Raw genomic sequence first — 24,962 nt, forward strand, 5'->3', positions numbered from 1 at the left:
GGTGATGGTAGTAGAAGATGAACAAACAATTAGAGAAGGAATAAAAATATTGCTTGAGGAAGTCATTATGGGATATGAGGTATTATGGGAGGCCAGCAATGGACAAAGGGCACTGGAAATATTAACTATTGAGATTCCTGATTTAATTATTACCGATATTCGCATGCCGAAAATGACCGGAATTGATTTCATCACATTATTAAAGGAAAAACATACAGAAATTCCTGTTATCGTCATTAGTGGCTATGATGATTTCCTCTATGTCAGGGAAGCTTTAAGGTTAGGTGTGAAAGATTATTTATTAAAGCCGATTAGTCGGAAAGAATTAGCAAGTATTTTAGACGCCATTTTTATGAATAAGGTGAAAAATGATGAAGGAAGAGAAAGTAATGATTCGATGGTGATCCACCAAATAAAAGAATTAATTGATAAAAATGTAGAAGGGGACCTATCTTTAGAATATATTTCAAAGGCATTGAATCTTCATCCTAATTATATAAGTAATTTATTTCGAAAACAGACAAATTTGAAGCTATCAGATTATATTTTGACAAGACGAATGGAGAAAGCGAAGGAGTTACTAAAAAATACAAATTTAAAAATATATGATATTGCCTTTTTGACTGGTTTTTCTAATCCTAAATATTTTTCATCTGTGTTTAAAAAGAGTGAAGGGATGACACCTCATCAATATAGGACAGGTCAATTTCATTAATATAATGAACCTTTTCTTAAGAATACCACATATAAAAGCGCTTTCAACACTCGTATAATGTTCTTAAGTTATTTGAACTAAAAATGTGAAGGGAGAAAAGGGATGAAAAAAACAATATTTATAATGTTAGGTATTTTACTAGTAGCTCTTAGTGCATGTGGAAGCAAAGATGATTCGACGGATACAACAAAAAGCTCCGATTCAGATGAAATGGTCGAATTGACATTCACTAATTGGGGTGGAGATCAACATATTGAAATGTATGAGAATTTGTTGGAAGAGTTTCATGAGGAGAATCCGAATATTAAAGTAAATGTGGAAAGTATTCCACACGCGGACTACCAACAAAAATTATCTGTATTAGCTGCTGGTAACGAGCTTCCTGACGTTGGCTGGGTTGCAGAACGAATGGTACCACAATTTGTAAACAATAATATTTTAACTGATATTTCGGAGGTAGTAGAGGCAGAAGACTTTGATTTCGATGATTATATTCCTTCTACTATAGAATTATGGGAACACGATGGGAAATTATTAGGGCTTCCTTTCTCTACTCCACCGATGATTATGTATTATAACAAAACAATGTTTGAAGAGGCTGGCTTAGAAACCCCTATTGAATTGGCGGAAAAAGGGGAGTGGACATGGGAGCAATTTGAAGAAAGCGCAAAAGCCTTATCAAATGGGAAAGGAAATAATAAAACATATGGTGCTAGGTTGTTCAATGAGTGGACAAACTTTGCGACCATTCCATCACACACATTTTCATTTGGTGGGAGCATGTTCTCAGACGATATGTCAACATTTGAATGGAATTCACCAGAAGGAATTGAAAGTTTAAAGATGTTAGAACGAATGATGTTTGAAGATAAATCACATGTGCCACCAGGGGAAAATATTAATTTTGAAAGCGGAAAAGTTGGCATGTTTACATTTATGTACAGCTATATTGCTAATGTACGAGATATTACGGATTTTGAATGGGATATTGCACCACTTCCAACAGGTCCTGAAGGAAGAGTACCATTGTTAGGACAAGCAGGTATTTCTGTTTTTGAAGGTAGTGAGCATCCCGAAGAAGCGAAAAAATTGTTAGCGTTTTTAAGTAGTAAAACAGGGATCCAAGCTCAATCAGCGTTTTTCGTACCACCGAGAAAAAGTGTACTTGAATCGGATGAGTTTATTAATATTCCAAATAACCCACCGAAAGAATCGATTGAGTTAGCACTGATTAATGAAATGGATAATGGCTTTACTTATCCATTACATGAAGAGTGGACGAAGATTGAAAGTGAGATTAATAATGGCTTTGATAAATTATTTTCTCAGATTGAAAGTAGCGAAGAAATAATGGAAGAAATGGAAAAGAATATCGATCCAATTTTACAAAAATAATAAAGAAGGCTGGGACAAAAGTGTTTTTATCAAAGGGGAATCCGAACAATAGTTGTTGCATATAATCCGTTCCGGAAATATACTTCGCTTTCCGCGGGCGGCTGGTGAGTCTCCTCGTGCTAACGCACTGTGGGGTCTCACCGATGCCTTTCCTCCCGCAGGAGTCTACGTATATTTCCTCCACTTAGGTCGTATATTGTTCGTCTTTAGATTTGATCGTTTTAGTTATGTCCCAGCCTCTTTCCTAGCAGATAAGAAAGTATCAATCCTTTCTTACTACATAAGTGCAACTAAGGAATTCGCCATTAAAGGCTTGGTAACGTAAAAATATTTACTTACATAGGGGCAACATCACCTAGTCACCGCCTTGTCTGCTCGCCAATCGGTGTGTTTTCTTTAGCGAATGCCGAGTTTTCTAATAAATTTGAATGGAGTGTTATGAATGAATAATAATTTATGCTCACTTTTTGAACAAAAGAAGGTATCTATTATTGTAAGCCTTCCTGAAAATAGAGTAGATCTTGCAAAAGCAGCAATAGATGCAGGGGCAGATGCTCTAAAATTTCATATTAATGTCAATCACCGTGCAAGTGGAAATGAATTTAAGAACGTTGATCACTATATCGATGTATTTACAGAAATTAGAGAATTATATGATGGTCCTTTAGGGCTTGTATTAAGTGATGATGTCAATAAAGTAAATCAACTTGATTTAAAAAAGTTGAAGAACATTGGTTTTACGTATTTTTCTCTTTATGCAAAAGATATTACCTCAAAACTATTATTACAAAAAGAATTAGAACAAACAGTTGCCGTTGATGATCTATTTCAACCTGATCACGTAAAAGCGATCGAACATTTTGATATGAAAGCGGTCGAGCTATCCGTTGTTAAAAAAGAAGATTATGGAAAGCCATTAAACTTTGAAGATATCACATTGTATCGAAATTATCGTGAAAAAACAGATTTACCGATCATTATTCCTTCGCAAAAAAGATTAGTCCCTGAAGATTTGGATATTTTACATCAACTTGGAGTTCAGTCCGTTATGTTAGGGGCAGTGACGATCGGAACAACAGAAAAATCAATCTATGAAACTGTTTACGCATTTACTCAACATGCTAGTCATGTAGGATGATGATATGAAGAACAATATACAAGTGAAAAAAAGAAGATTTAGTAATGAAACAGGAGATCGAATTGCCGGATGGCTTTTCGTTTCTCCTATGTTGATCGGTTTTTCCATTTTTATGTTTGGCCCGTTACTTTTTGCTCTCTATATGAGCTTACATGACTGGCCTTTACTTGGAGAAGAAACTTTTATCGGTCTTAAAAACTATCAAGATTTACTTTCTGATCAATCGTTTCTTAATTCATTAAAAGTAACTTTTTTATTTAGTTTTGGCTTAGTGCCACTTAATATTATCCTTGCCATTTTTCTGGCAGTACTTCTAAAAGATAAATTTGCTGGAATTGGCCTTTTTAGGACCGCTATTTTTGTCCCAGTTGTTACATCATTAATTGTATGGGCGATTGTGTGGAAATATTTATTGGCACCGGAACTCGGGTTTATTAATCAATTTTTGGGCATCTTCGGCATCGATGGGCCTGCCTGGTTGTTAAATAAATCGACTGCTTTACCTGCCGTGATTCTCGTCAGTGTGATTAAGAATGTTGGATTAAATATGATTTTATTTTTAACGGCGATGCAGCAAGTGCCAGCAGAATTATATGAAGCGGCTGAACTTGATGGTGCTTCCTCCTTTAGAAAGTTTAAAAATATTACACTACCATTAATCACCCCAACTGTTTTTTTAACGATGATTATTACAACGATAGGGGCAATGAAAGTCTTTGGTCAAGTATATGTAATGACGAGTGGAGGACCTGGAGAAAGTACGAAAGTGTTAGTGTACTATATTTGGGAAACAGCCTTTAAATTGTTTGATATTGGTTATGCATCGGCGATTGCGTTTGTGCTGTTCTTTCTTTTATTAGCATTTACCATTTTATCGTGGGTTGTAAGAAAGAGGTGGGTGTTCTATGAAGAATAAAAGAATCGTCTGGCTAAAATATGTCGTGCTTAGTTTCATTATTATTTTTATGGTTGGACCTTTAATTTGGATGATTTCCACTTCGTTAAAAGAACCTACTAAAATTTTTACGCAATTTTTCCCGAACCCAATTCGTTGGGAAAACTATGTCGAAGTTCTTGGGCAAGTAACCTTTTTAAAACAGTATTGGAATAGTGTATATATCGCTGTTTTAGTTACACTTATGGTGCTTTTATTTTCTTCCATGGCGGGCTATGCATTTGCTCGGATTCATTTCCCAGGTAAAAATATTGTGTTTATTTTATTGCTTAGTGTCATGATGATCCCACCTGAAGTGACCATTATTCCGTTATTTTTATTTATGAGAGATTTGGGGTTAGTAAATACCCATTTCCCATTGATTTTTTTACCTGTATTTGGCGCACCTGGGGCATTCGGTGTATTTCTAATGAGGCAGTTTTTCATTGCTGTACCGAAAGAATTAGAAGAAGCTGCAATTATGGATGGATGTTCAAGGTTTAAGATTTATTGGAGGATTATGCTACCACTTGCAGTTCCTTCCTTAGCGACATTAACAATCTTTACCTTTTTAACAAATTGGGATGAATTTTTATATCCATTAATTTTTATTAATAGTAGGGAACTAATGACATTACCTGTAGGGCTCGCACTATTTACGGATGAGGCTGGTACGTCTTGGCATCATTTAATGAGTGCGACAACATTAGCTACCATTCCACTACTTGTTATCTTTTTCTTTGCACAAAAGAAATTTATTGAAGGAATGACAGCAGGAAGTATTAAATAATTAGGAGGGTTCGTTTATGAGTTTTGACAATCTTTATTATTATAAACCGTCTGAGAAAAAAGAGCAGATAGAAGAAGGATTACATTACGATGTTGTTATATATGGCGCTACTCCGGCAGGGTTAACAGCTGCAGTACAATCTTCCAAGTTAGGACTCTCAGTGTGTATTGCTGAATTTGGTCGAAATATTGGTGGAATGACGGCAAGTGGATTAGGTGCAACAGATTTGGGAGCTGTAGAAGCAACAGGAGGGTTGTCATTAGCGTTTTATCAGTTAGTCGGTGAACATTATGGGGAAGAGATGAAGCAAGCTTTTGAACCACATGTTGCCAAAAAAATATTTGAAAAATGGGTGAAAGATTACAATATCGCTGTTTATTATGAGCAGTATTTAGACAAGGTCGAAATGGAAAATGGCAAAATTAAGTGTATCAAGATGGAAGATGGCTCATCATATGAAGGTAAAATATTTGTTGACGCAAGCTATGAAGGGGATTTACTAGCTAGAGCTGGCGTTTCATATTATGTTGGTCGGGAGTCCAATTCTACGTATAAGGAAATATATAATGGAATTTATTTTGGTGGACCACATCATAAGTTTGAAACATGGATTGATCCGTATGTGATAGAAGGGAATAAAGAGAGTGGGCTTGTTGAAGGGGTAGTCGAATTATCACCTGATGAGATTGGTTTTAATGGACAAGGTGATAAGTCGATTCAAGCGTATAATTTTAGAGTTTGCTTAACGCAAGAGGAAGAGAATAAAATACCTTTTCCTAAGCCTCCTCAGTATGACGCAGATCGTTATCTGCTTTTGTTACGGTATATTCAAGCTGGTTTCTGGGATGCAATGAATCTTCATACAATGATGCCGAATGGAAAATCGGACTTAAATAACTATGGCGGTTTTTCTTCAGATAATATCGGGCGGAATTATGAATGGCCGAATGGAAGTTATGAGAAACGGGAGGAAATATTCCAAGACCATGTTACTTATAATTTGGGAATGTTATATTTTCTAGCCAATGATAGTAGGGTGCCACAAGATATCAGAGATGAGGTTTCATCATGGGGGTTACCAAAAGATGAATTTATTGAAACAGGTCACTGGCCACATCAATTGTATATAAGGGAAGCAAGAAGGATGATCTCTGATTATGTTATGACAGATCATAATTGTCTTGGATATTCATCTGTTGATGATTCGATTGGACTCGCTTCCTATCAGATGGATTCACACCATTGCAGAAGAGTAGTTTTGGATGGTAGATGTGTAAATGAAGGGGATGTACAAATCCCTATTTCACCATATCCTATTTCTTATCGAGCAATTCGCCCTAAGGAAGAAGAGTGTACAAATTTATTAGTTCCAGTTTGTTTGTCAAGCTCACATATTGCCTACGGATCGATTCGTATGGAACCGGTTTTTATGATTTTAGGTCAATCGGCTGGAGTTGCCGCTTACTTAGCCATAAAAAATGAGCTTAATGTACAACAAATTCCTTATGCGGAGTTGAAAGCAGCACTTTTAAATGAAGGACAAGTCGTTGAATGGGATCCATCGATTGAGTATGATCCAATAAAGGAAATGGAGAAGACATTTGGGAAGGAGACGAAGAAGAGGTAGGTAACAAGGTTTTACTGTTATTTATCATGATGTTAAATAGGCGAAATACACAAGTTTTTAGTCATTAGTATGGATAAATATATTTAAATAGACACCGGCATCTAGAAAAAAATTCTATTGCCGGTTTTTTTATGTCCATTTTTTGAGCTAAGAGTTGAGATGAAAGAATAAATCTCTTCCTTCGTGCAATAGTAAATAATGGTTAATAATTAGTCTGAGAAAAGTCTGCTGTGGAACAAATAGGACTAGGCGAAAATAGATAGTAAAGCGGTAGAAGAATGTTTGGATGGAGAGAAAGATGGCATTTCATATTATTTTTCATAAAGATCTTTCTTATCAAAGAATCCTATTTTGAAACAATAAAAAATCGCTTAATTTCATGCCATTAGAATGGATTATCTTATCGTACTTAAAATGTTAATAGTTGCAATTATCAGATTTATTATATATTATTTTAAAACATCTGCTTACCTATTTGACGCACTAATTTAAATTACTAATGAGAGAGGGGAAAGCAAGTGATAATTACTACCAATATGGCACAACCAATTGTGGATCAGATGATTAAGGTGATTGACTATAATGTTAATATTATGAATCATGAAGGAGTTATAGTTGCGAGTGGGGATGAAGGGCGAATTCATCAAATACATCAAGGGGCTTTAGAGGCAATTGAGTTAAAGCGGGAAAGGATTATTCATCGTACCGACTTTAAAAACATGGTTGGTACAAATGTCGGTGTAAATGTGCCGATTGAAATGAAGGACAAAATTGTAGGTGTAGTAGGTATCACAGGTGATCCTACAAAAATTTATAAATTTATTCATATTATAAAAATAACGGTTGAAACATTATTAGAACAACAGCTTTTGATCGAACAATTACGCTATAAACATACAGCATTAGAAGAGTGGGTCCAAAATTTAGTGGATGTAAATTACAATGATATTCCGCTGTTAGAGTCAAAGGCAAAATATTTAAATATTAATATTAATATAGAGTGCTCTGTATTTGCTTTTGAAATATTGGATTTTAATCAACGGACATATGACTATGAAACTTTGCACAAAAATGAAGTACGGATCATGCAGTTATTTAAACTTTATTATCCTCAATGTCTTTTTCCGACATATATTGGAAAGGGGATATTTATTGCAGGGTTATCTAATAAAACATATAGAGAGGTTCATCAGCTTAACGAGTTAGGACAAGACATTCATGATAGATTATCATTTGAAGGGATTACTAGTTATATCGGAATTGGTAATCCAAACCAAGGTATATTAGGATATCGTACAAGCTATTTGGAGGCACTTCAAAGTATTGACATATTAAAACAAATTAGTTCTGAAAAACACGTTGCACATATTTCAGAATGGGGTGTTTTACAATTATTAACGCAAGTTCCTCCGAAAATACGACAATCATTTCTGACACAGTTTACAAATAATAAACAGTCTTTACATCCAGAATTAGATGAAACGTTAACTATTTTTTTGAAAAACGATTTAAGTATAAAAGAAACGTCATGTGAAATGCATATTCACCGTAACACATTAATTTATCGATTAGAAAAAATTAAAGAGTTGTTAGACTTAGATCCTCGAAAATTTAAAGATGCAGTCAAATTACAATTATTAAATTGGTGTAAAATGCTGAAATAATTAATATTTGCATGTATGTTCATTCATGTTGTTAAGTAATCTCATTTGTTATGACTTTTAACCTAGAACTTAAAAGACAATCAATTTAATTGGACATTTGTTCCATTTGTATTGGATATTTGCACAAAAAGGTAATATCTTTCACTTAAATATTCATAATTTTCGATAATGTATTACAAAATTTTTAATGGTAGTATTAATACACACAGAAGTAAGCGTTTACAATCTGGTCTGTTTTTTAAAAGTAATTCCTACCCGATTAAACGGGAGAAGGGAGTGTACACTTTATTCGTTGTTGAATGTTGAAGAATGTGAATGGAGTGTTAGGAGAAGCGGTTTCGTTGTAAAAATTTAAATACTATTTTCAAAATAGGAAATAGGGGGATAATATGAAACGGTATAAAAGACTATTCATTAATGGGATGTCACTCATCTTACTTTCTTTACTTTTCGTTGCGTGTAGTGATGACAGTTCATCAGGATCAAATGAGGATACAATTAAACTTGGAGTTTTAGAGGACCGTTCAGGTGACTTTGCACTTGTCGGAATTCAAAAATCCCATGCAGTTGAGCTTGCTGTTGAAGAGATCAATGAAAATGGTGGATTATTAGGAAAACAAATTGAAATCATCGCACCAGATACTCAATCAGATGATAAACGATTTCAAGAGATGGCAAGAAAGTTAATTTTAGAAGATGAAGTAGATGTAATTATGGGAGCTTTTTCAAGTGCATCGCGTGAAGCTATTCGTCCTATTATGGAACAAAATAAGATGCTCTATTTCTACAATAACCAATATGAAGGTGGAGTTGCTAGTAAATACACCTTCCCAACAGGAGCAGTTCCGGAGCACCAAGTAATGACTGTGATGGAATATATGATCGATAACTATGGTTCAAATATTTATACAATTGCTGCCGATTATAATTTTGGACAAATTACTGCTGATTGGGTAAGAGTTGCTGCTGAAGATCTTGGGGGAGAAATAGTTGGAGAAGAGTTTATCCCGTTAGGAGAATCGCAATTTAATAGTAGTATTAATAAAATTCAAAAAGCAAAACCAGACTTTTTAGTCGTTTTACTAACTGGGGAGAAACAATCTTCTTTCTATGAGCAGTGGAACACATCAGGTATAAAGGATTTACCAATGGCGACAACGATTAATATGGCTCAACAGTATGAGCATATTCGTACAGAAGCTCCTGCCCTTGCTAATATGCACGTTGCTGCTCCATTCATGGAAGAGCTTGATACGCCTGAAGCGGAAGCATTTGTGGAAAAGTTCAGAGAAAAATTTCCAGATGATGACTATGTTGGAATGGAAGCAGAGGCACAGTATACAGGTGTGTATTTATGGGCAAAAGCGGTGGAACAAGCTGGTACAACAGATGTAGATGCCGTCATTGAAGAACTAGAAAGCGGTCTTAGTTATGATGCGCCGTCTGGGACGGTTAGTATCGATCCAAAATCGCATCATGCGATAAAAGATATTTATCTATTTCATGCAGATGATGAACATAACGTAAGTAACATTTTTAAGTGGGAACAAGTAGAGCCTTATTGGTTACATGAAGAAAAAGGAATTGATTTAACGAAAGATTCACCTAATGAGCAATATACACCAATTGATTAATAGATTTTATGAGAAGAAATTTATTAACAAGATAAATTACATGAAGGAGTTGTCCTATGCTTCAATAAATTGCTAGAAGTTTCCTTTAGGACAGCCCCTCTCCTTTTTAGGAGAAAGAGCAATGTATTTAGTTCCATTTTGGTGAAACCTACAACCTCTTTTCATGCAGATTGGAGATGATTTTTATTAAATTCCTTGAAAATTTATTTAATATACTATATCAATTCATGGATAGTTTTTCTTTCTTAATATTAGCAGCAATAGGATTAGCCATTATATTCGGAATGATGGGTGTCATCAATTTAGCTCATGGTGAATTTATTATGCTTGGGGCATATATTACAACTTTATTGAGTTTAGCTGGTGTCCCAATTCCGTTAGCAATTATGTTAGGTGCATTAGGTGTAGGGTGTTTCGGATTTATTGTTGACAAATTAATCATCCGCCATTTGTATGGAAGGCCATTGGATTCGGTTGTAGCAACTTGGGGGATAAGTTTGATTATGGGGCAAGGAATGTTAATTATCATGGGTCCTTCCTTGCAAGGTCTGTCAACCCCTTTAGGTTCTTTTACAGTTGGAGATATTAATTATTCTACTTATCGGTTGGTACTTGGCATAATAGCTTGTTTATTACTCGTTATTCTATATTGGGTATTTATGCATACTAAGTTTGGTTTAAGATCTAGGGCGACCATGCAAAATGAGGAAATTGCGCGAAGTTTAGGAACAAATACTAGTCGAATGTATACGTCAACGTTTGTCATTGGTTCCATGTTTGCCGGTTTGACAGGTGGGCTTTACTCCTTTACGATGTCGATTGGCCCTACGTTTGGATCAGGATTTCTAATGGAAAGCTTCGTAACTGTTATTGTAGGGGGAGCAAATCCGTTAATTGGAACAGTGATGGCTGGTGGTACATTAGGAGTCGTGCATAGTGGACTTTCTTATGTATTTGGAACCTTTATTGGTCGTGTGGGACTTTTAGTGGCAGCAATTTTATTTATTCGATTGTGGCCAACTGGTTTTTCTGGACTAATAGAGAAAAAACTAATAAGGGTGAAGCGATACAATGGATAAATTAAAAATGCTTAAAAATATGAATGCAGAGAAGTCCATTATGATGTTACTATGCATAACCTTACTCATTTTTCCACTGATAGGTTCCGCTTACGATGTACTAAATATGTCCTATTTTTTATCGACGGTTTTTTTATCGATTAGTTTGTGGCTCATTTGGGGACTAACCGGTATCTTTAGTTTTGGGCAAACTGCATTTTTTGGTGTCGGTGGATATGCTTATGCAATGATTAGTATGAACTTTGATAACCCAAACATGACTATTTTAGCGTTAATTTTAGCAATGGTAATTGCATGGGGATTGGCATTTTTATTAGGGTATTTTATGTTTTATGGTGGAGTCAATGATGTGTTTGTCGGACTGATTACATTGTGTGTCACCCTTGTCATGGCTACTTTTTTAGCGCAATCAGCTGGATCTCAGTGGAAAATAGGTGATGTATTGTTAGGTGGAGATAACGGGATCAATAATATACCACCTATCGCTTTTAAATTAGGAAGTATTGAATTATCTTTATACGGCAATTCACTTTACTATTTTATTATAATAACGATGATCATTATCTATTTATTATTTAAAAAAATGCAAATTGGTAAACTTGGTTATAGTTTCATCGCTGTAAGGGAAAATCGTGAACGAAGTCAATTGTTAGGATACAATATCCCTTTTTTACAAACCCTTGCATTTTCATTTGGCGGTATGTTAGCTGCATTTAGTGGCGTATTATACGTTACTTGGGGTGGATATATTGCGCCGTCTGCAATGGATATTTCCGCAGCAGCCCTCCCTGTTGTATTAGTTGCTGCAGCGGGTCGTAAAAACATATCTGCTGTAATGATTTTTACTGTATTATATTATTTTTTATCGCAAAAGCTTTCCGTTTCAGGAAGTGAATATGCACTAGTAATCTTAGGTGTTATATTAATTCTCGTTATATTAGTCGTCCCTCAAGGTATTGTAGTAACACTGTTTAACTTTTTTGATCGTATATTTTTTAAAAAAAGGAGACGTAATGTAAATGGAACTACAACCGACTCAAAACAAGCAGGTAACTTCTAATCATGAAAAAATATTAGAGTTAAAAAATCTAACAATCGATTTTGGGGGATTACGAGCAGTTAATAATGTTAATTTAACGGTCAATCGAGGAGAGTTAAGAGGATTAATTGGACCAAATGGAGCTGGAAAGAGTACGATTTTTAAATTAATTATGGGAATTCATTCTCCTACAGCTGGTCAAGTAATATTAAAAGAAAATGATATTACAAAAACTTCTACATGGCAACGAGCTCGATTAGGTATTGGGATTAAGATGCAAATTCCTGGTGTTTTTGGGGAACTAACCGGTTATGAAAACATCCGAATTGCAGCACAAAATTATGTAGTTCCAAATGAAATTGATGAGGAAATTAATCGATTAGCAAAGCTTGTAGGCATAGAGCATCTATTAGAGCACGAAGTAAACAATCTCTCCCATGGTCAACAACAATGGTTGGAAATTGCGATGACATTGTCTTCTAAACCAGAACTACTTTTACTGGATGAACCAGTTGCTGGTATGGGACCAGAAGAAACGGCGTTTACAGCAGAAATTGTCCAGCGATTAAATAAAAATGGTGTATCGATCATCTTTATTGATCATGACATGGAATTTGTACGAAAAATATCTGAAAGAGTAACTGTTTTACACCAAGGAGCAACGTTTGCAGAAGGAAGTATTGCAGAAATTGAATCGAACCAAGAAGTAATTGAAATTTATTTAGGTTCTGACGTTTATGAAGGGGCGTGATTTGTTTGCTTCAAGTGCATGACTTTACTAGCGGATACAATAAAATAATGATAGTTCGAGATGTATCAATACATGTTGAGAAAGGAAAAGTAATCTCAATTATTGGAAGAAATGGTGTCGGAAAGAGCACACTGATGAAAGGAATTATGGGACTTTTACCTACCAAGACAGGAAAAGTTATTTTTGATGGAGTTGATATTTCACATGCAAGTACGTATGAGCGTGCGAGATTAGGGATTGGATATGTTCCACAAGGACATGGTGTATTTCCGAATCTAACGGTGGAAGAAAATATTCGCATGGGAGAAGCAATAAATATAAAAAAAGAAAATAATAAATACGAGATGATCTATCATTATTTTCCTCGAATTAAAGAACGATTAAGTCAGAAAGCTGGCACGTTAAGTGGTGGTGAACGGGCTCAGCTATCAATTGGTAGAGCGTTAATAGGGCAACCAGAATTACTTATTCTAGATGAGCCGTCTGAAGGAATACAACCAAACATTATTCAAAGTATTGGAGAAATTATTAACCAAATAAATAAAGATTTAGGATTAACCGTACTACTGGTGGAACAACATATTGGACTTATAAAAACCTTAGCTAATACGTGTTATGCAATGGATAAAGGTAGTATTGTTGGTGAGCACGCTGCAGATGAACTATCTTCTGAAATGATTCAAAAGTATTTATCGGTATGATGAATTGTTCTAGTGTTAAGAAGTAATTCTTATAGTGCGTGTTCAAAAAGGTGATAAAAAGGACCAAGAAGTTCCACTGGCTAAAAACGCCACGTCTTGGGAACGCGATTACTCGTCCCGTCGAAAAAAAGCCTTGGGACTCCGCATTCGCTCATCCCATCGAAAAGCCTTGGGACTCCGCTAAATGCTCGTCCCATCGAAAAGCCTTGTGGTGATGCCAGTACTAGAACATCGTGGGACTGTGCATTCGCTCGTCCCATTGAAGACATTGCTCCTGCGATTACTCGTCGCAATAAACATTGTTCGCCTGAGGCGGCGTAGCTTTGAGCAAATGTTTTAACACGCCGGAAAAGTGGTCTTCTTTTCCAAAGAACGGAGCGTATGCTTTTGCATACGTGAGTAGCGGAAAAGCAAGTTAACGTAGGAATTCGATGCGTCATTTTTGTTGGACTTTTTGAACAACCTCTTATAAAAATAAATCAATACGATGAGACGAAGGGGATATGAAAAATGAGAGAAATTAAACAACCAGGAAAACATAGTTATGTGTTTAGTCCTTATTTGGAACCAATTGCGAAGGTAAAACCAGGGGAAGAAGTAGTTATTTATACGGATGATGCGTTTGAAAATAAAATTACGAAAGAAACGGATGTACCGTCAGAAATTTTAGGGAAATACTTAAATCCACAAACTGGTCCAATTTATATTGAAGGTGCTGAACCAGGTGACACGTTAATTGCACATATTATTGATATTCAACCAACGCGGGATTGGGCGGTTAGCATATTAAATCCTTATTTCGGTGGATTGACCGCTACACCGACAACAAAAATGTTACACGAACCATTGCCTGAAAAAGTTTGGATTTATGAACTTAGAGACGGAATGCTCGTTAATAACACACAATTAAGCTTTCCTTGGCGACCTTTTATGGGAACGATTGGAACGGCACCTGACTTGGAAGCAGTTTCCGCCCTTACACCTGCTGATCATGGTGGAAACATGGACGTTCCTGATACGAAACCTGGAAATTCTGTCTATTTACCAGTAAATGTTCCAGGAGCTTATTTTTATACTGGCGATTGTCATGCAGGACAGGGAGAAGGAGAATTGTGTGGGGTTGCCATGGAAATCTCCGGGAAAGTGACGATGAAATTTGAACTGATTAAAGGAAAATCGATTAATTGGCCAAGAATTGAAAGTCCGACTGAAATTATGGCAGTAGGAAGTGCAAGGCCAATGGAAGATGCAGCTCGTATTGCTTACGGCGAATTGATTGAATGGATGATAGAGTTAGGATGGGATCAACTTGATGCTTATCAGGCACTCTCGCAAATAGGTAAATTATATGTTGGGAATATGGTCGATACAAATTATTCGCTCGTTGCTAAAATCGAAAAAAAATATGCTTATATCGATAAAAATTAACTCGAATGAAGTTTTAGTAGCTTTGAAGTATTAGACTGGAGGTAGTTCATGCGTATTTTAGTAGCCCCAGATTCATTTAAAGGAAGTCTTACAGCAAAGAAAGTTGGTCAAATTATAAAATCTGCCTTAGTAAATGAAATTTCCAATGTCGTAGTAGATGTGACTCCGATGGCTGACGGGGGTGAAGGAACGATTGATGCGTTTTTATATAGTTCGCAAGGCAAGAAGGTAAAAGTTAGTGTCACAGGAGCAATGGGCGAGAAGGTGGAAACCTATTATGCTGTTTTAAGCGATAACGAAACAGTCATCATTGAAGTGGCTTTAATTGCTGGTTTTACTTCTGTTCCTGAAGCTATACGAAATCCTTTTCAGTTAACAACATATGGTATTGGAGAATGTATCATCCATGCACTTAATGCAGGATATCGTAAGTTTATCTTCTGTCTTGGCGGAAGTGCTACTAATGATGGTGGGTTGGGAATGCTGCAAGCGTTGGGAGTAATGTTTAAGGATGAAGAGGGCAATAACGTATCCCCTTATCCTTCTTGTTTAAGTAAAATTGCTCAGATTGATTATAGAAATATTGATAAACGAATTTGGGAATCGGATATTTGCGTGGCGAGTGATGTGGAGAATCCACTATGTGGTAAGAACGGTGCTACATATATATTTGGTCCCCAAAAAGGAGTTCTACTAGATCAACTTGAAAGATTAGACAGTAGCATACAAAAATTTGCCAAGTGTATTGAATCTCATTTGAATAAAAAGTTCATCGATTTACCTGGAGCTGGTGCGGCTGGAGGTTTAGGCTTTGCTCTCTTAACGTTAAACGCAAAGATTGAATCAGGTGCAAAACTAATAGCATCACGCATAGGTTTAGAAACAAAAATAAGACAAAGTGATTGGGTTATTACAGGAGAAGGAAAAACAGATTTGCAAACATTGCATGGTAAATTACCTTATGTTATTGCGACCATGGCAAAAGGGTATCATGTTCCTACTATATTAATATCTGGTTCTCTAGAGTTAGATTTAACTCCTTTATACGAAATATTTGAGAGTATGCACTCGATTTCAAGCGGTCCTTTATCCTTAGATGATTCGATAAAAAATACAGAAGTATTATTACATCATCGGGTAAAAAACATTGCAAGATTGTTAAAATATGCGGGATAGTTTTATAGCGAATGTTGGAAGGGGTTCACCATATAGAGGTAACGGGTGAATCTTTTCGTTGTTTGATGAAGGGGAAGGAATACGTGGTAGGAAGGAGAAAAGAAGTGAAAACAACTCTATTATATGGAACAGAAAATCTTACTGTACATCTCCCAGATTCGGCTAAGGTCATTGAACCAGAAGATCTTCCGGGAATAGATAATGATATAGGGGCAATTAAAGAAGCACTAGTAAATCCAATCGGTAGCCCTCCTTTAAAAGAAATGGTTCAAGCAAGCGATACAGTTGCGATTGTAATTAGCGATATTACAAGACCTACTCCTAATCATAAATTAGTCCCAGAACTAATCAAAGAGTTGCATCATGTACCTTTGGATAATTTCGTTATTATCAATGGGACTGGTACACATCGTGAACAGACGAAAGAGGAGTTCATCCAAATGCTTGGAGAGTGGGTAGTTAATAATATCCGAATCGTAAATAATAACTGTCATGATAAGAATACGTTAGTAATGGTTGGAAAAAGTAAGTTCGGCTGTGATGTATATTTAAACAAGGAATATGTGGAAGCGGATTTTCGAATTGTAACAGGGTTTATCGAACCACATTTTTTTGCAGGCTTTTCTGGTGGTCCTAAAGGGATTATGCCTGGGATTGCAGGAATTGAAACAATTACCACTTTTCATAGTTCCGCTATGATAGGGGATCCACGATCTACGTGGGGAAATATGGACGATAATCCGCTACAGCAAATGACGCGAGAAATAAACCAGATGTGTAAACCAAATTTTATGCTAAACGTAACGTTAAATAGGGACAAAGAAATAACGGCAATTTTTTCTGGAGAATTATATGAAGCGCATGATAAAGGATGTGCATTTGTAAAAGAACATGCGATGGTTCGCTGTAAAGAACGATTTGATGTAGTCATTGCTTCGAACGCAGGGTATCCACTTGATCAAAATTTATATCAAACAGTGAAAGGCATGAGCGCTGCCCAAAAAATTGTGAAAAAGGGCGGAACGATCATCATTGCCGCTGAATGTTCGGATGGTTTACCAGACTACGGGAATTACGCTCGTATTTTTACATTAGCCGATAGTCCAGAGGAATTACTAACATTGATAAATGACCCCCATTTTAAAATGGCTGATCAATGGCAAGTACAAAAACAAGCTTTGATCCAAATGTGGGCAACAGTTCATGTTTATTCCCAATTGTCTAATGAAGAAGTAACAGAAGCAATGTTAAAACCATGTCATCATATCGAACAAACGATAGAAGAATTAAACACTATCTACGGAAAAGAAATGACAATCGCTGTGTTACCATTAGGGCCACTATCTATACCATTTGTAGAAGAGTAGATTGGCATAAACTTAAAAAAGTAGGTGGAAGAATGGTATATGAGCAGGTTTATGAAGTATTTCGAACATTGATAGAAAAACAGGAACATGTCGTCGTAGGGATTGATGGTCGTTGTTGTAGTGGCAAAAGTACATTAGCAATGAATTTGCAAAGTAAGTTTAATGGTAATGTCTTTCATATGGATGATTTTTTTCTGCCTAAACAGTTGAAATCAGCTAGTAGATTAAGAGAAATTGGTGGTAATGTTCATTATGAAAGGTTTAAGGAAGAGGTACTTGACCCATTACAACGCGGTTTATCTGTTAGGTATCGCCCTTACTGTTGTGTGAAGGATATACTTTTAGATGAAGTTCATGTTCAACCTAAACAGCTGAATGTTATTGAAGGTGTATATGCAATGCATCCGGTTCTGCAACAGGAATATGATTATACGATCTTTGTAACTGTTGATGCGAACATTCAGTTAAAAAGGCTGATGAAGCGGGAGAGCAAGAAGAAGGTAAGGAAGTATCTGGATGAGTGGATTCCACTTGAAGAACAATATTTTCATGCATTACATCTTGATTCTATCTGTGATCTTGTTATCGATACGACTTATGTTGATGGGGAACAAGTATAGTTGAGAAGGAATGCAAGGACTCAAGGTAAGTAACGACACCACTAGCTTACTATATACCTTTTCTTCTTAAAAGGTATAACCAAGTTACAACATATAATTGTGAAGATGCGTCATGTAATCGTGGAGAATCGCCACATAATCGTGAAGATGCGCCATGTAATCGTGGAGAATCGCTATATAATCGCGAAGATGCGCCATATAATCGTGGAGAATCGCTATATAATCGCATAGAACCGCCATATATCTTCTTAGTATGACGCATCATTGTTGAAAATGTACATGTTTATCTCGACATTTTCACACATTTAAAATGATTGGTAGTAATAAACAACCATCGGAATGTGGAAACAAAAAGTTTTGTACGATTAAAACTATATTTCCGAAGGTGATGGGGCCTAAGTTACTGCGCAGTTTATCTCTTATATGTAACAACAAATCTATTTTAGGAGGACAAGTATTCACAATCCCAATCTTTTGAAAAACGATTTCTTGTACCAAGGTTGTCAAGGAGATAATTAGAAGCATCCCAAGCTCAACCAAGTGAACTGTTTGAACTCATTTTATTGGTGCTAAATTTGAGATAGAATATACGAGGTGAAATAATGAGGAACGATCAAATAAGGAAAATAGTGTTTACAGGATTATGTATTGCGATTGGTCTTTTATTGCCTAAAATAATTAATTTGTTGCCGATCGCTTATCCTGGGGCGATTTTTTTACCGATGCATATTCCCGTATTAATTTGTGGATTTGTTTGTGGTCTCCCCTATGGTGTTTTATGCGGAATGATGTTACCATTATTATCATTTTTATTAACAGGAATGCCACCTATATTTCCAATAGGTATTTCTATGGTGTTTGAGTTGGCCGCTTACGGTGCATTAACAGCGATCTTTTACCGTCTTACAAAAGGAAAAATATTCATTACCTTAATTATTGCAATGATTGGAGGGCGTCTTGTCATGGGGATAGCTAATATCATTCTTTTTAGCTTTGCTGGTAATGTATATGGGATTACTCTATTTCTTACAAGCGCTTTTATTACAGCTCTTCCAGGCATCATTATTCAATTAATTTTTATCCCTACTATTGTAAAAGCATTGAAAAAAGCAAATATGCTGCCTTCCACCGTAAATGGTTAAAAAAGTGATCGGATAGAAGTGAAAAACAAATCGATGATAGTAAAAATAGTGAATATAAAAACCTCATGAGATCAAGATTATTACAATTGATTTCATGAGGTTGATTCATTTTCAGAGTTCATAATAATTTCGGAGTAGATAAGCAATCCATGCGTAGTTTGGTTGACTGCGTATATTTTCTAATAAGCCTTTTACAATGGCAGGAGATAAATTAGATTCTAGTAGGTTTTGGTGCAGCAGAATAAGCGATTCTTTTTCGATCGACTCTTCTATTCCTTCTATTTCCGCTATCTTTTGTTTGAGAATGTTGATCAATTCTTTCTCGGTTATTTCTTCGTCCATACCATAATCTAAAAGTTTTAGGTGCTGTTCTGTCATAAAGGGGATCGTCATATTTTCAGCAATTAGATTTGTCTTTTCTACAAGTGATTGAATGAGTGTGTCCATATCTAGCTCAATGTTACAGAATAATATCAGATCATTATACATACCCATAAAACTTTTAATGCAATAGAGCAGGTCATATTTCGAAGATGTGACCGTTTCTTCATATACACGTTCGATCATAGTTAAGATAAGTTTCTCCAATAATTTATCAAAGTGTCGTAATTTCGTAATTAGATCTTCATCATTAAAAGCGAATGCCTCTTTGATGAGGGTCTTAGCGAAATCAGCGTGCTGCCGGAAGTAATGATAGGATGTTTTATAAAATTCACATAAAAGTTGATTTTTGTTCGTGTTTTTGACTATGTAGTCAAAATCGGCAATGGATTGCTCCGTAAACTGATCGATAAGTGCCAAAATTAGTTCGTCTTTTGACTTAAAAGAAAGGTAGAATGCACCTTTAGATATTCCGCAATCATCTGTAATTTGTTGTACAGATGTAGCATTAAATCCTTGTTTCCCAAAAAGTTCTAAGGCTTTTTCCATAATAAGTTGTTTTTTAACCATACTAATTCTTCTCTCCCATAAACTTTTATTTGACAAATGACTACATGGTCATTATTATAAGGGAGTGGATCGTAAAAATCAAATTAAGGATGGTGTAAGAGTGAAAGGCATAGTAAACTTTGTACTAAAAAACAAGTTAGCTGTATGGCTATTAACCATTATCGTTGTATTTACAGGCTTGTATTCAGGTACGCGCATGAAGACAGAGATGATTCCAGATATTTCAATTCCTTACTTAATGGTAACAGATATTTATCCTGGAGCAACTCCTGAACAGGTTATGGAAGATGTTTCTATTCCTTTAGAGAAGCAAATAGAAAATTTAAAAAATGTAAAAGCCGTTTATTCAAATTCCTACTCTAATATGGCGAGTATTCAAGTGGAATACGAGTATGGTATTGATATGGATGAAGCAAATCGTGAATTAAAATCGGCTTTAGATCATGTAAATTTACCTGATGGAGCAGAAGAACCGACTGTTACTTCCATTGGAATGAATATGATGCCAGTTGTGGCTCTAAGTGTGAGTAGTACGAGTGAAGATATTGTTGAATTAACTTCAACGGTAGAAGAAATATTATTACCAAAAATAGACAAGCTTGATGGTGTTGCTTCTGTAACCATTTCCGGTCAACATATTGAAGAAGTTGATCTCATTTATGATAAAGAAAAAATGGCTCAGTATGACTTAACCGAAGATACGGTTAATCAAATGATTCAAGCGAGTAATTTGGCTGTTTCGTTGGGGCTATACGAGTTTAAAGAAAGTGAGCAAGCAGTTTCGGTTGATGGCAAATTCTTGACAGAGAAAGAATTAAAAGAAATGTCAATTCCTGTCACACCTTCTGAAACAAATCCTTCTCCGTTTATAAAACTAGAGGATATTGCAGAAGTGAAACGATTAGGGAAAGTAGAGTCTGTTTCTCGGACAAATGGAAAAGATGCAATCAGTATTCAAATCGTCAAAGGGCAAGAAGCGAATACGGTTGATGTTGTAAATAATGTAAAAGAGTTAGTGAAGGAAGAAGAAGGTAAAATTGATGGGCTTATCATTGATGTGTCACTAGATCAAGGAGAACCAATTGAAGATTCTATTTCAACCATGATCGAAAAAGCATTGTTTGGTGGTTTAATAGCTGTATTAATTATTCTTCTTTTCTTACGAGATTTCAAATCTACTATTATTTCCATTATCTCTATTCCAGTTTCCATTTTAATGGCTATATTACTGTTAAATTGGTTAGATATTACGTTAAATATTATGACATTGGGTGCTATTACTGTTGCAATTGGGCGTGTCATTGATGACTCCATTGTTGTAGTGGAGAATATATATCGTCGATTGCATTTGAAGGACGAGGAATTAACAGGACTTACTTTAATTCGAGAAGCAACGATTGAAATGTTTCGTCCAATCTTTTCGTCCACTATTGTAACAATAGCAGTATTTGCACCATTAATTTTTGTCGGTGGTCAAGTAGGAGAACTATTTATTCCATTTGCGTTAACGATGACGTTCGCGCTCGGAGCATCGTTACTTGTAGCTATTACAATCGTTCCCGCACTATCACACTTTTTGTTTAGAAAAAAATTGTATGGTGAAAAAACAAAAGGAAGTTACAAACGTGTTGGGAAACTAGCAAAATGGTATAAAGGTGTTCTTAATTGGACGTTAAATCATAAGATCGTTACATCACTCATCGCGATTGTTTTACTCGTTGGTAGTTTAATGTTAACGCCACTGATCGGCTTTAGTTTTCTAGGTAGCGATGAGGAAAAAGTAATGTATTTAACTTATACACCTGCCACTGGTGAGTTAGAAGATGATACGCTTGAAAATGTGGAAGTAGTTGAACAGGAACTACTAAAACGTGATGATATTGATATTCTTCAAGTCTCGATAACGGATGGTAGTGATCCAACTGCTCTCATGATGGGGGGCGGCTCAGATGGAGCACTCATGTATATTATATTTGATCCGGAGATGGAGAACTTCCCTGAAGTTCGAAAGGAAATTGAAGAATATGTCTTTGATATTGGGCAATCAGGCGAATGGAAGAGTCAAGACTTTTCGTCCATGTCGTTTTCGTCAAATGAAATTAGTTACACTTTTTATAGCGAGGATTTAAATAAGCTAAAAGAAACTGTTCAAAAAGTGGAAGATACCATGAAGGACAGTGATTCGCTAGAAGATATTACTTCCAATTTAGAAGATGCGTATGTAGAGCATATATTTAATGTGGAACAAGATGAGTTGTTGCAATACGGTTTAACAACGGGTCAAATTGTCGGTATGCTAAAACCGGATACAACGAAAGAAGTGTTAACGACAATTGAAAAAGACGGTACTTCCATCGACGTTATCGTCCAACAAAAACAAACAGAACAACCGAAATCGGTCGATGATTTGTTAGATACGGAAGTAGAAACTGCACTTGGGACGACGATGCCATTGCGTGACCTTGTATCTTTAGAAGAAGGTACAACATTCAATACGCTGGCACGAAGTAAAGGAGAATACTATTCGACTGTTTCTGGAACAATTACGGATAAAGATATTTCGAAAGTCACTTCGGAAATAGATGAAGCAATTGAGGAAATAGATTTACCAAAAGGAGTAGTATTGGATGTCGGCGGGGTTGCTGCGGATATGGAAGAAACCTTTACAAAATTAGGTGTATCCATGCTTGCTGCGATTGCCATCGTCTATTTCATTCTCGTAGTTACTTTTGGTGAAGGAGTTGCACCGTTTTCGATTCTATTTTCGTTACCATTTGCCGTCATTGGTTCATTTGTAGGCTTGTACATCGCAGGGGAAACGATATCCGTTACCGTTATGATGGGTCTTTTAATGTTAATTGGGATCATCGTGACAAATGCGATCGTATTGGTCGACCGAATCGTCCGGATGGAGCGTGGGGGAATGGAAATGCGCGAAGCAATTTTAGAAGCTGGTGTCACCCGTCTACGTCCAATTTTAATGACAGCTATTGCAACAATGGGTGCTTTAATTCCTTTAGCAATAGGTGCTGAAGGCGGTGGGGGATTAATCTCCAAAGACCTTGCCATCTCTGTTATTGGTGGTTTAGCAAGTTCGACCTTGTTAACGTTAATTATCGTACCGATCGTTTACGAAATTTTATCGAAACTCTTTAAGAAAAATCGAAAAGACATAAAGAAAAACTAAGAGGAAATCCCTGCAAGATATTCTTGTAGGGATTTTTTCTGCACATTTTTTGGGAGTAAGATTCCGAACAGTGAAGGTAAGTAGCAATGGTTAGCTTAAGACAAGTGGGTTAAAGCGACTTAAAATTATTGATTCATAAAGAAGGATCGAACGCTATAAACAGCGTGCTGTGAACTAGCTTCATAGGAAACAATCTATAACTATATCGAAAGAAGATCGAGAGATTCAGCCAATACTTAGTGGCTGGATTGAATATTGCTAACTAGCAAAAACCCCATCATATTTCCAAGCTTTACGTAGTTGGATGATCGTTAATCAACCAATTAGTGAATAATGAAGCTTCGTGGTTCATAAATCTTGAAATCGTGATTGAAGCATATGTATGTAAATGATAATATAATGATGATAATGCGAATGATGCTAGGACAAATAGAACTATGTTTTTACGTTTCCTTCACGATAAGGGGATTACGACATAATGAATAAAACAATTGTCCGTTTCCTTGAACATCGTAAGTCGGCCAAAAAGGGGATACAAACTTGGGAAAATCTTTGTCTAAATCGACTCTAATGCTTCTGCTACTTATTTTAATTTGGGGAGCAAGTTGGCCGATATATAAATTGGCGGTACCTTATACACCCCCATTACTGTTTGCTGGAATGCGAGCATTTTTTGGAGGAATATTGTTGGCAATATTCATTTGGAAATCTCGAAACGAAATCCAATGGCGAAAAAATTGGCAAAATTATTGCATTTCTGCTTTTTTTAATACGATTCTTTTTTTTGGTCTACAAACAGTGGGACTGAATTATTTACCAGCTGGTCTGTTCTCCGTACTCGTTTACTGTCAACCCATTTTGTTAGGATTATTTGCTTGGCTTATTCTTGGGGAATATTTATCTGGAATACGGATTGTTGGATTATGCATTGGTTTTATCGGAATCATTGTCGCAAGTACAGATGGATTGACAACTTATGTTTCTGTCATTGGTGTTACGATTGCATTGTTGACAGGAAGCAGTTGGGCGTATGGGGTTATTTTTGTAAAAAAGGTAAGTAGGAAAATGAATGCTTTTTGGATGGTTTCCATGCAGAGCATTATTGGTGGGGCTACATTAATAGGTTCGGGAACAATCTTTGAGAGTTGGTCTGAAATTACTTGGAATATCTCTTATATTTTCGGATTAGTATTTGGAATGACAATGTGTATTCCACTCGCTTATATCATTTATTACACGCTTGTTAATCAAGGGGAAGCAAGTAAAGTGGGTTCTGCTACATTTCTTGTTCCGATTATATCTGTTATTCTTGGTGTTATATTTTTAGGGGAAACTCTTACATATAAACTTTTCATCGGTATGATTCTTGTTGGGATCAGTATTTATCTTGTGAATTTTAATGCGAAGAAGGGGATAGGGAGAAAAAATAGGAAGAGAGAAATAAACTGATTAAGTACACCGGATTCTCTCTTTATCTTTTACCTACAGAGAGCGTTTTTAGAAGATGACTCCTCCTGTTCCGATAGACTTCTAGTGCTCCAGATGTTTTTTCATTTTCAAAAGATGCTTTGTTCGAGATGTGCTCAAGTTTTGCAGAATATGCTCGTTTGAATCAATTTTGTCA

At 35.9% G+C, this 24,962-nt stretch carries 20 protein-coding genes; 19 read left to right on the forward strand and 1 reads right to left on the reverse strand.

Features of this window, described 5'->3' with window-relative positions:
- Position 1: 1 nt before the first annotated feature.
- The 17 genes from DFR56_RS00115 to DFR56_RS00200 all read left to right on the forward strand — a co-directional run bounded on the left by DFR56_RS00115 (position 2) and on the right by DFR56_RS00200 (position 19,200).
- Entirely contained in the window at positions 2-715 is a 714-nt protein-coding gene (locus DFR56_RS00115) for a response regulator transcription factor (protein WP_244916407.1), read from the forward strand.
- Between the two features lie 102 nt (positions 716-817).
- Entirely contained in the window at positions 818-2,110 is a 1,293-nt protein-coding gene (locus DFR56_RS00120) for an ABC transporter substrate-binding protein (protein WP_110393401.1), read from the forward strand.
- A 442-nt stretch (positions 2,111-2,552) separates the two neighbouring features.
- A complete protein-coding gene (locus tag DFR56_RS00125; RefSeq protein ID WP_110393402.1) occupies positions 2,553-3,248 on the forward strand; it encodes a hypothetical protein in 696 nt (231 codons plus the stop codon).
- Positions 3,249-3,252: 4 nt separating this feature from the next.
- Positions 3,253-4,164 carry a carbohydrate ABC transporter permease gene (locus DFR56_RS00130; RefSeq protein ID WP_110393403.1) on the forward strand — a complete coding sequence of 304 codons (912 nt, stop codon included), beginning with the start codon at positions 3,253-3,255 and terminating at the stop codon, positions 4,162-4,164.
- Positions 4,154-4,972 carry a carbohydrate ABC transporter permease gene (locus DFR56_RS00135; RefSeq protein ID WP_110393404.1) on the forward strand — a complete coding sequence of 273 codons (819 nt, stop codon included), beginning with the start codon at positions 4,154-4,156 and terminating at the stop codon, positions 4,970-4,972. The genes DFR56_RS00130 and DFR56_RS00135 overlap by 11 nt, the downstream gene beginning before the upstream one ends.
- Positions 4,973-4,988: 16 nt before the next feature.
- Positions 4,989-6,599, forward strand: a complete 1,611-nt coding sequence (locus tag DFR56_RS00140) for an FAD-dependent oxidoreductase (RefSeq protein ID WP_110393405.1) — start codon at positions 4,989-4,991, stop codon at positions 6,597-6,599.
- A 518-nt stretch (positions 6,600-7,117) separates the two neighbouring features.
- The gene (locus DFR56_RS00145; RefSeq protein ID WP_110393406.1) at positions 7,118-8,263 is read left to right on the forward strand and encodes a CdaR family transcriptional regulator; all 1,146 of its coding nucleotides are present in this window, start codon (positions 7,118-7,120) and stop codon (positions 8,261-8,263) included.
- A 389-nt stretch (positions 8,264-8,652) separates the two neighbouring features.
- Entirely contained in the window at positions 8,653-9,897 is a 1,245-nt protein-coding gene (locus DFR56_RS00150; protein WP_207519042.1) for an urea ABC transporter substrate-binding protein, read from the forward strand.
- A gap of 176 nt (positions 9,898-10,073) precedes the next feature.
- Positions 10,074-10,976 (forward strand): ABC transporter permease subunit, encoded by a 903-nt coding sequence (locus DFR56_RS00155; RefSeq protein ID WP_110393407.1) that lies wholly within the window; start codon positions 10,074-10,076, stop codon positions 10,974-10,976.
- Positions 10,969-12,036 (forward strand): ABC transporter permease subunit, encoded by a 1,068-nt coding sequence (locus DFR56_RS00160; RefSeq protein ID WP_110393408.1) that lies wholly within the window; start codon positions 10,969-10,971, stop codon positions 12,034-12,036. Before DFR56_RS00155 ends, DFR56_RS00160 begins: the two co-directional genes overlap by 8 nt.
- Positions 11,996-12,766: an ABC transporter ATP-binding protein gene (locus DFR56_RS00165; protein WP_110393409.1), complete on the forward strand. Its 771-nt coding sequence runs from the start codon at positions 11,996-11,998 to the stop codon at positions 12,764-12,766. Before DFR56_RS00160 ends, DFR56_RS00165 begins: the two co-directional genes overlap by 41 nt.
- A 14-nt stretch (positions 12,767-12,780) precedes the next feature.
- Positions 12,781-13,467 carry an ABC transporter ATP-binding protein gene (locus DFR56_RS00170; protein WP_244916408.1) on the forward strand — a complete coding sequence of 229 codons (687 nt, stop codon included), beginning with the start codon at positions 12,781-12,783 and terminating at the stop codon, positions 13,465-13,467.
- 510 nt (positions 13,468-13,977) lie between these two features.
- On the forward strand, positions 13,978-14,895 hold the full coding sequence (locus tag DFR56_RS00180; RefSeq protein ID WP_110393411.1) for an acetamidase/formamidase family protein: 918 nt from the start codon (positions 13,978-13,980) through the stop codon (positions 14,893-14,895).
- Between the two features lie 48 nt (positions 14,896-14,943).
- Complete coding sequence (locus tag DFR56_RS00185; protein WP_110393412.1) at positions 14,944-16,071, forward strand: glycerate kinase; 1,128 nt, start codon at positions 14,944-14,946, stop codon at positions 16,069-16,071.
- 104 nt (positions 16,072-16,175) lie between these two features.
- Positions 16,176-17,438, forward strand: a complete 1,263-nt coding sequence (larA, locus tag DFR56_RS00190) for a nickel-dependent lactate racemase (protein WP_110393926.1) — start codon at positions 16,176-16,178, stop codon at positions 17,436-17,438.
- A gap of 32 nt (positions 17,439-17,470) precedes the next feature.
- Positions 17,471-18,058 (forward strand): uridine kinase family protein, encoded by a 588-nt coding sequence (locus DFR56_RS00195; RefSeq protein ID WP_158525437.1) that lies wholly within the window; start codon positions 17,471-17,473, stop codon positions 18,056-18,058.
- Positions 18,059-18,660: 602 nt separating this feature from the next.
- A complete protein-coding gene (locus tag DFR56_RS00200; protein ID WP_110393414.1) occupies positions 18,661-19,200 on the forward strand; it encodes an ECF transporter S component in 540 nt (179 codons plus the stop codon).
- Between the two features lie 111 nt (positions 19,201-19,311).
- Here DFR56_RS00200 and DFR56_RS00205 read toward each other — a convergent pair whose 3' ends face one another.
- Positions 19,312-20,151 carry a TetR/AcrR family transcriptional regulator gene (locus DFR56_RS00205; protein ID WP_110393415.1) on the reverse strand — a complete coding sequence of 280 codons (840 nt, stop codon included), beginning with the start codon at positions 20,149-20,151 and terminating at the stop codon, positions 19,312-19,314.
- Positions 20,152-20,251: 100 nt separating this feature from the next.
- Here DFR56_RS00205 and DFR56_RS00210 point away from each other — a divergent pair, with 100 nt between their 5' ends.
- Positions 20,252-23,338: an efflux RND transporter permease subunit gene (locus DFR56_RS00210; protein WP_110393416.1), complete on the forward strand. Its 3,087-nt coding sequence runs from the start codon at positions 20,252-20,254 to the stop codon at positions 23,336-23,338.
- A 540-nt stretch (positions 23,339-23,878) separates the two neighbouring features.
- Positions 23,879-24,787, forward strand: coding sequence for a DMT family transporter (locus DFR56_RS00215; protein WP_110393417.1), 909 nt, complete (start codon positions 23,879-23,881; stop codon positions 24,785-24,787).
- The last annotated feature ends 175 nt before the right edge of the window (positions 24,788-24,962 follow it).

Origin of the sequence: Pseudogracilibacillus auburnensis (assembly GCF_003201975.1) — a bacterium.
Lineage (GTDB): Bacteria > Bacillota > Bacilli > Bacillales > Amphibacillaceae > Pseudogracilibacillus > Pseudogracilibacillus auburnensis.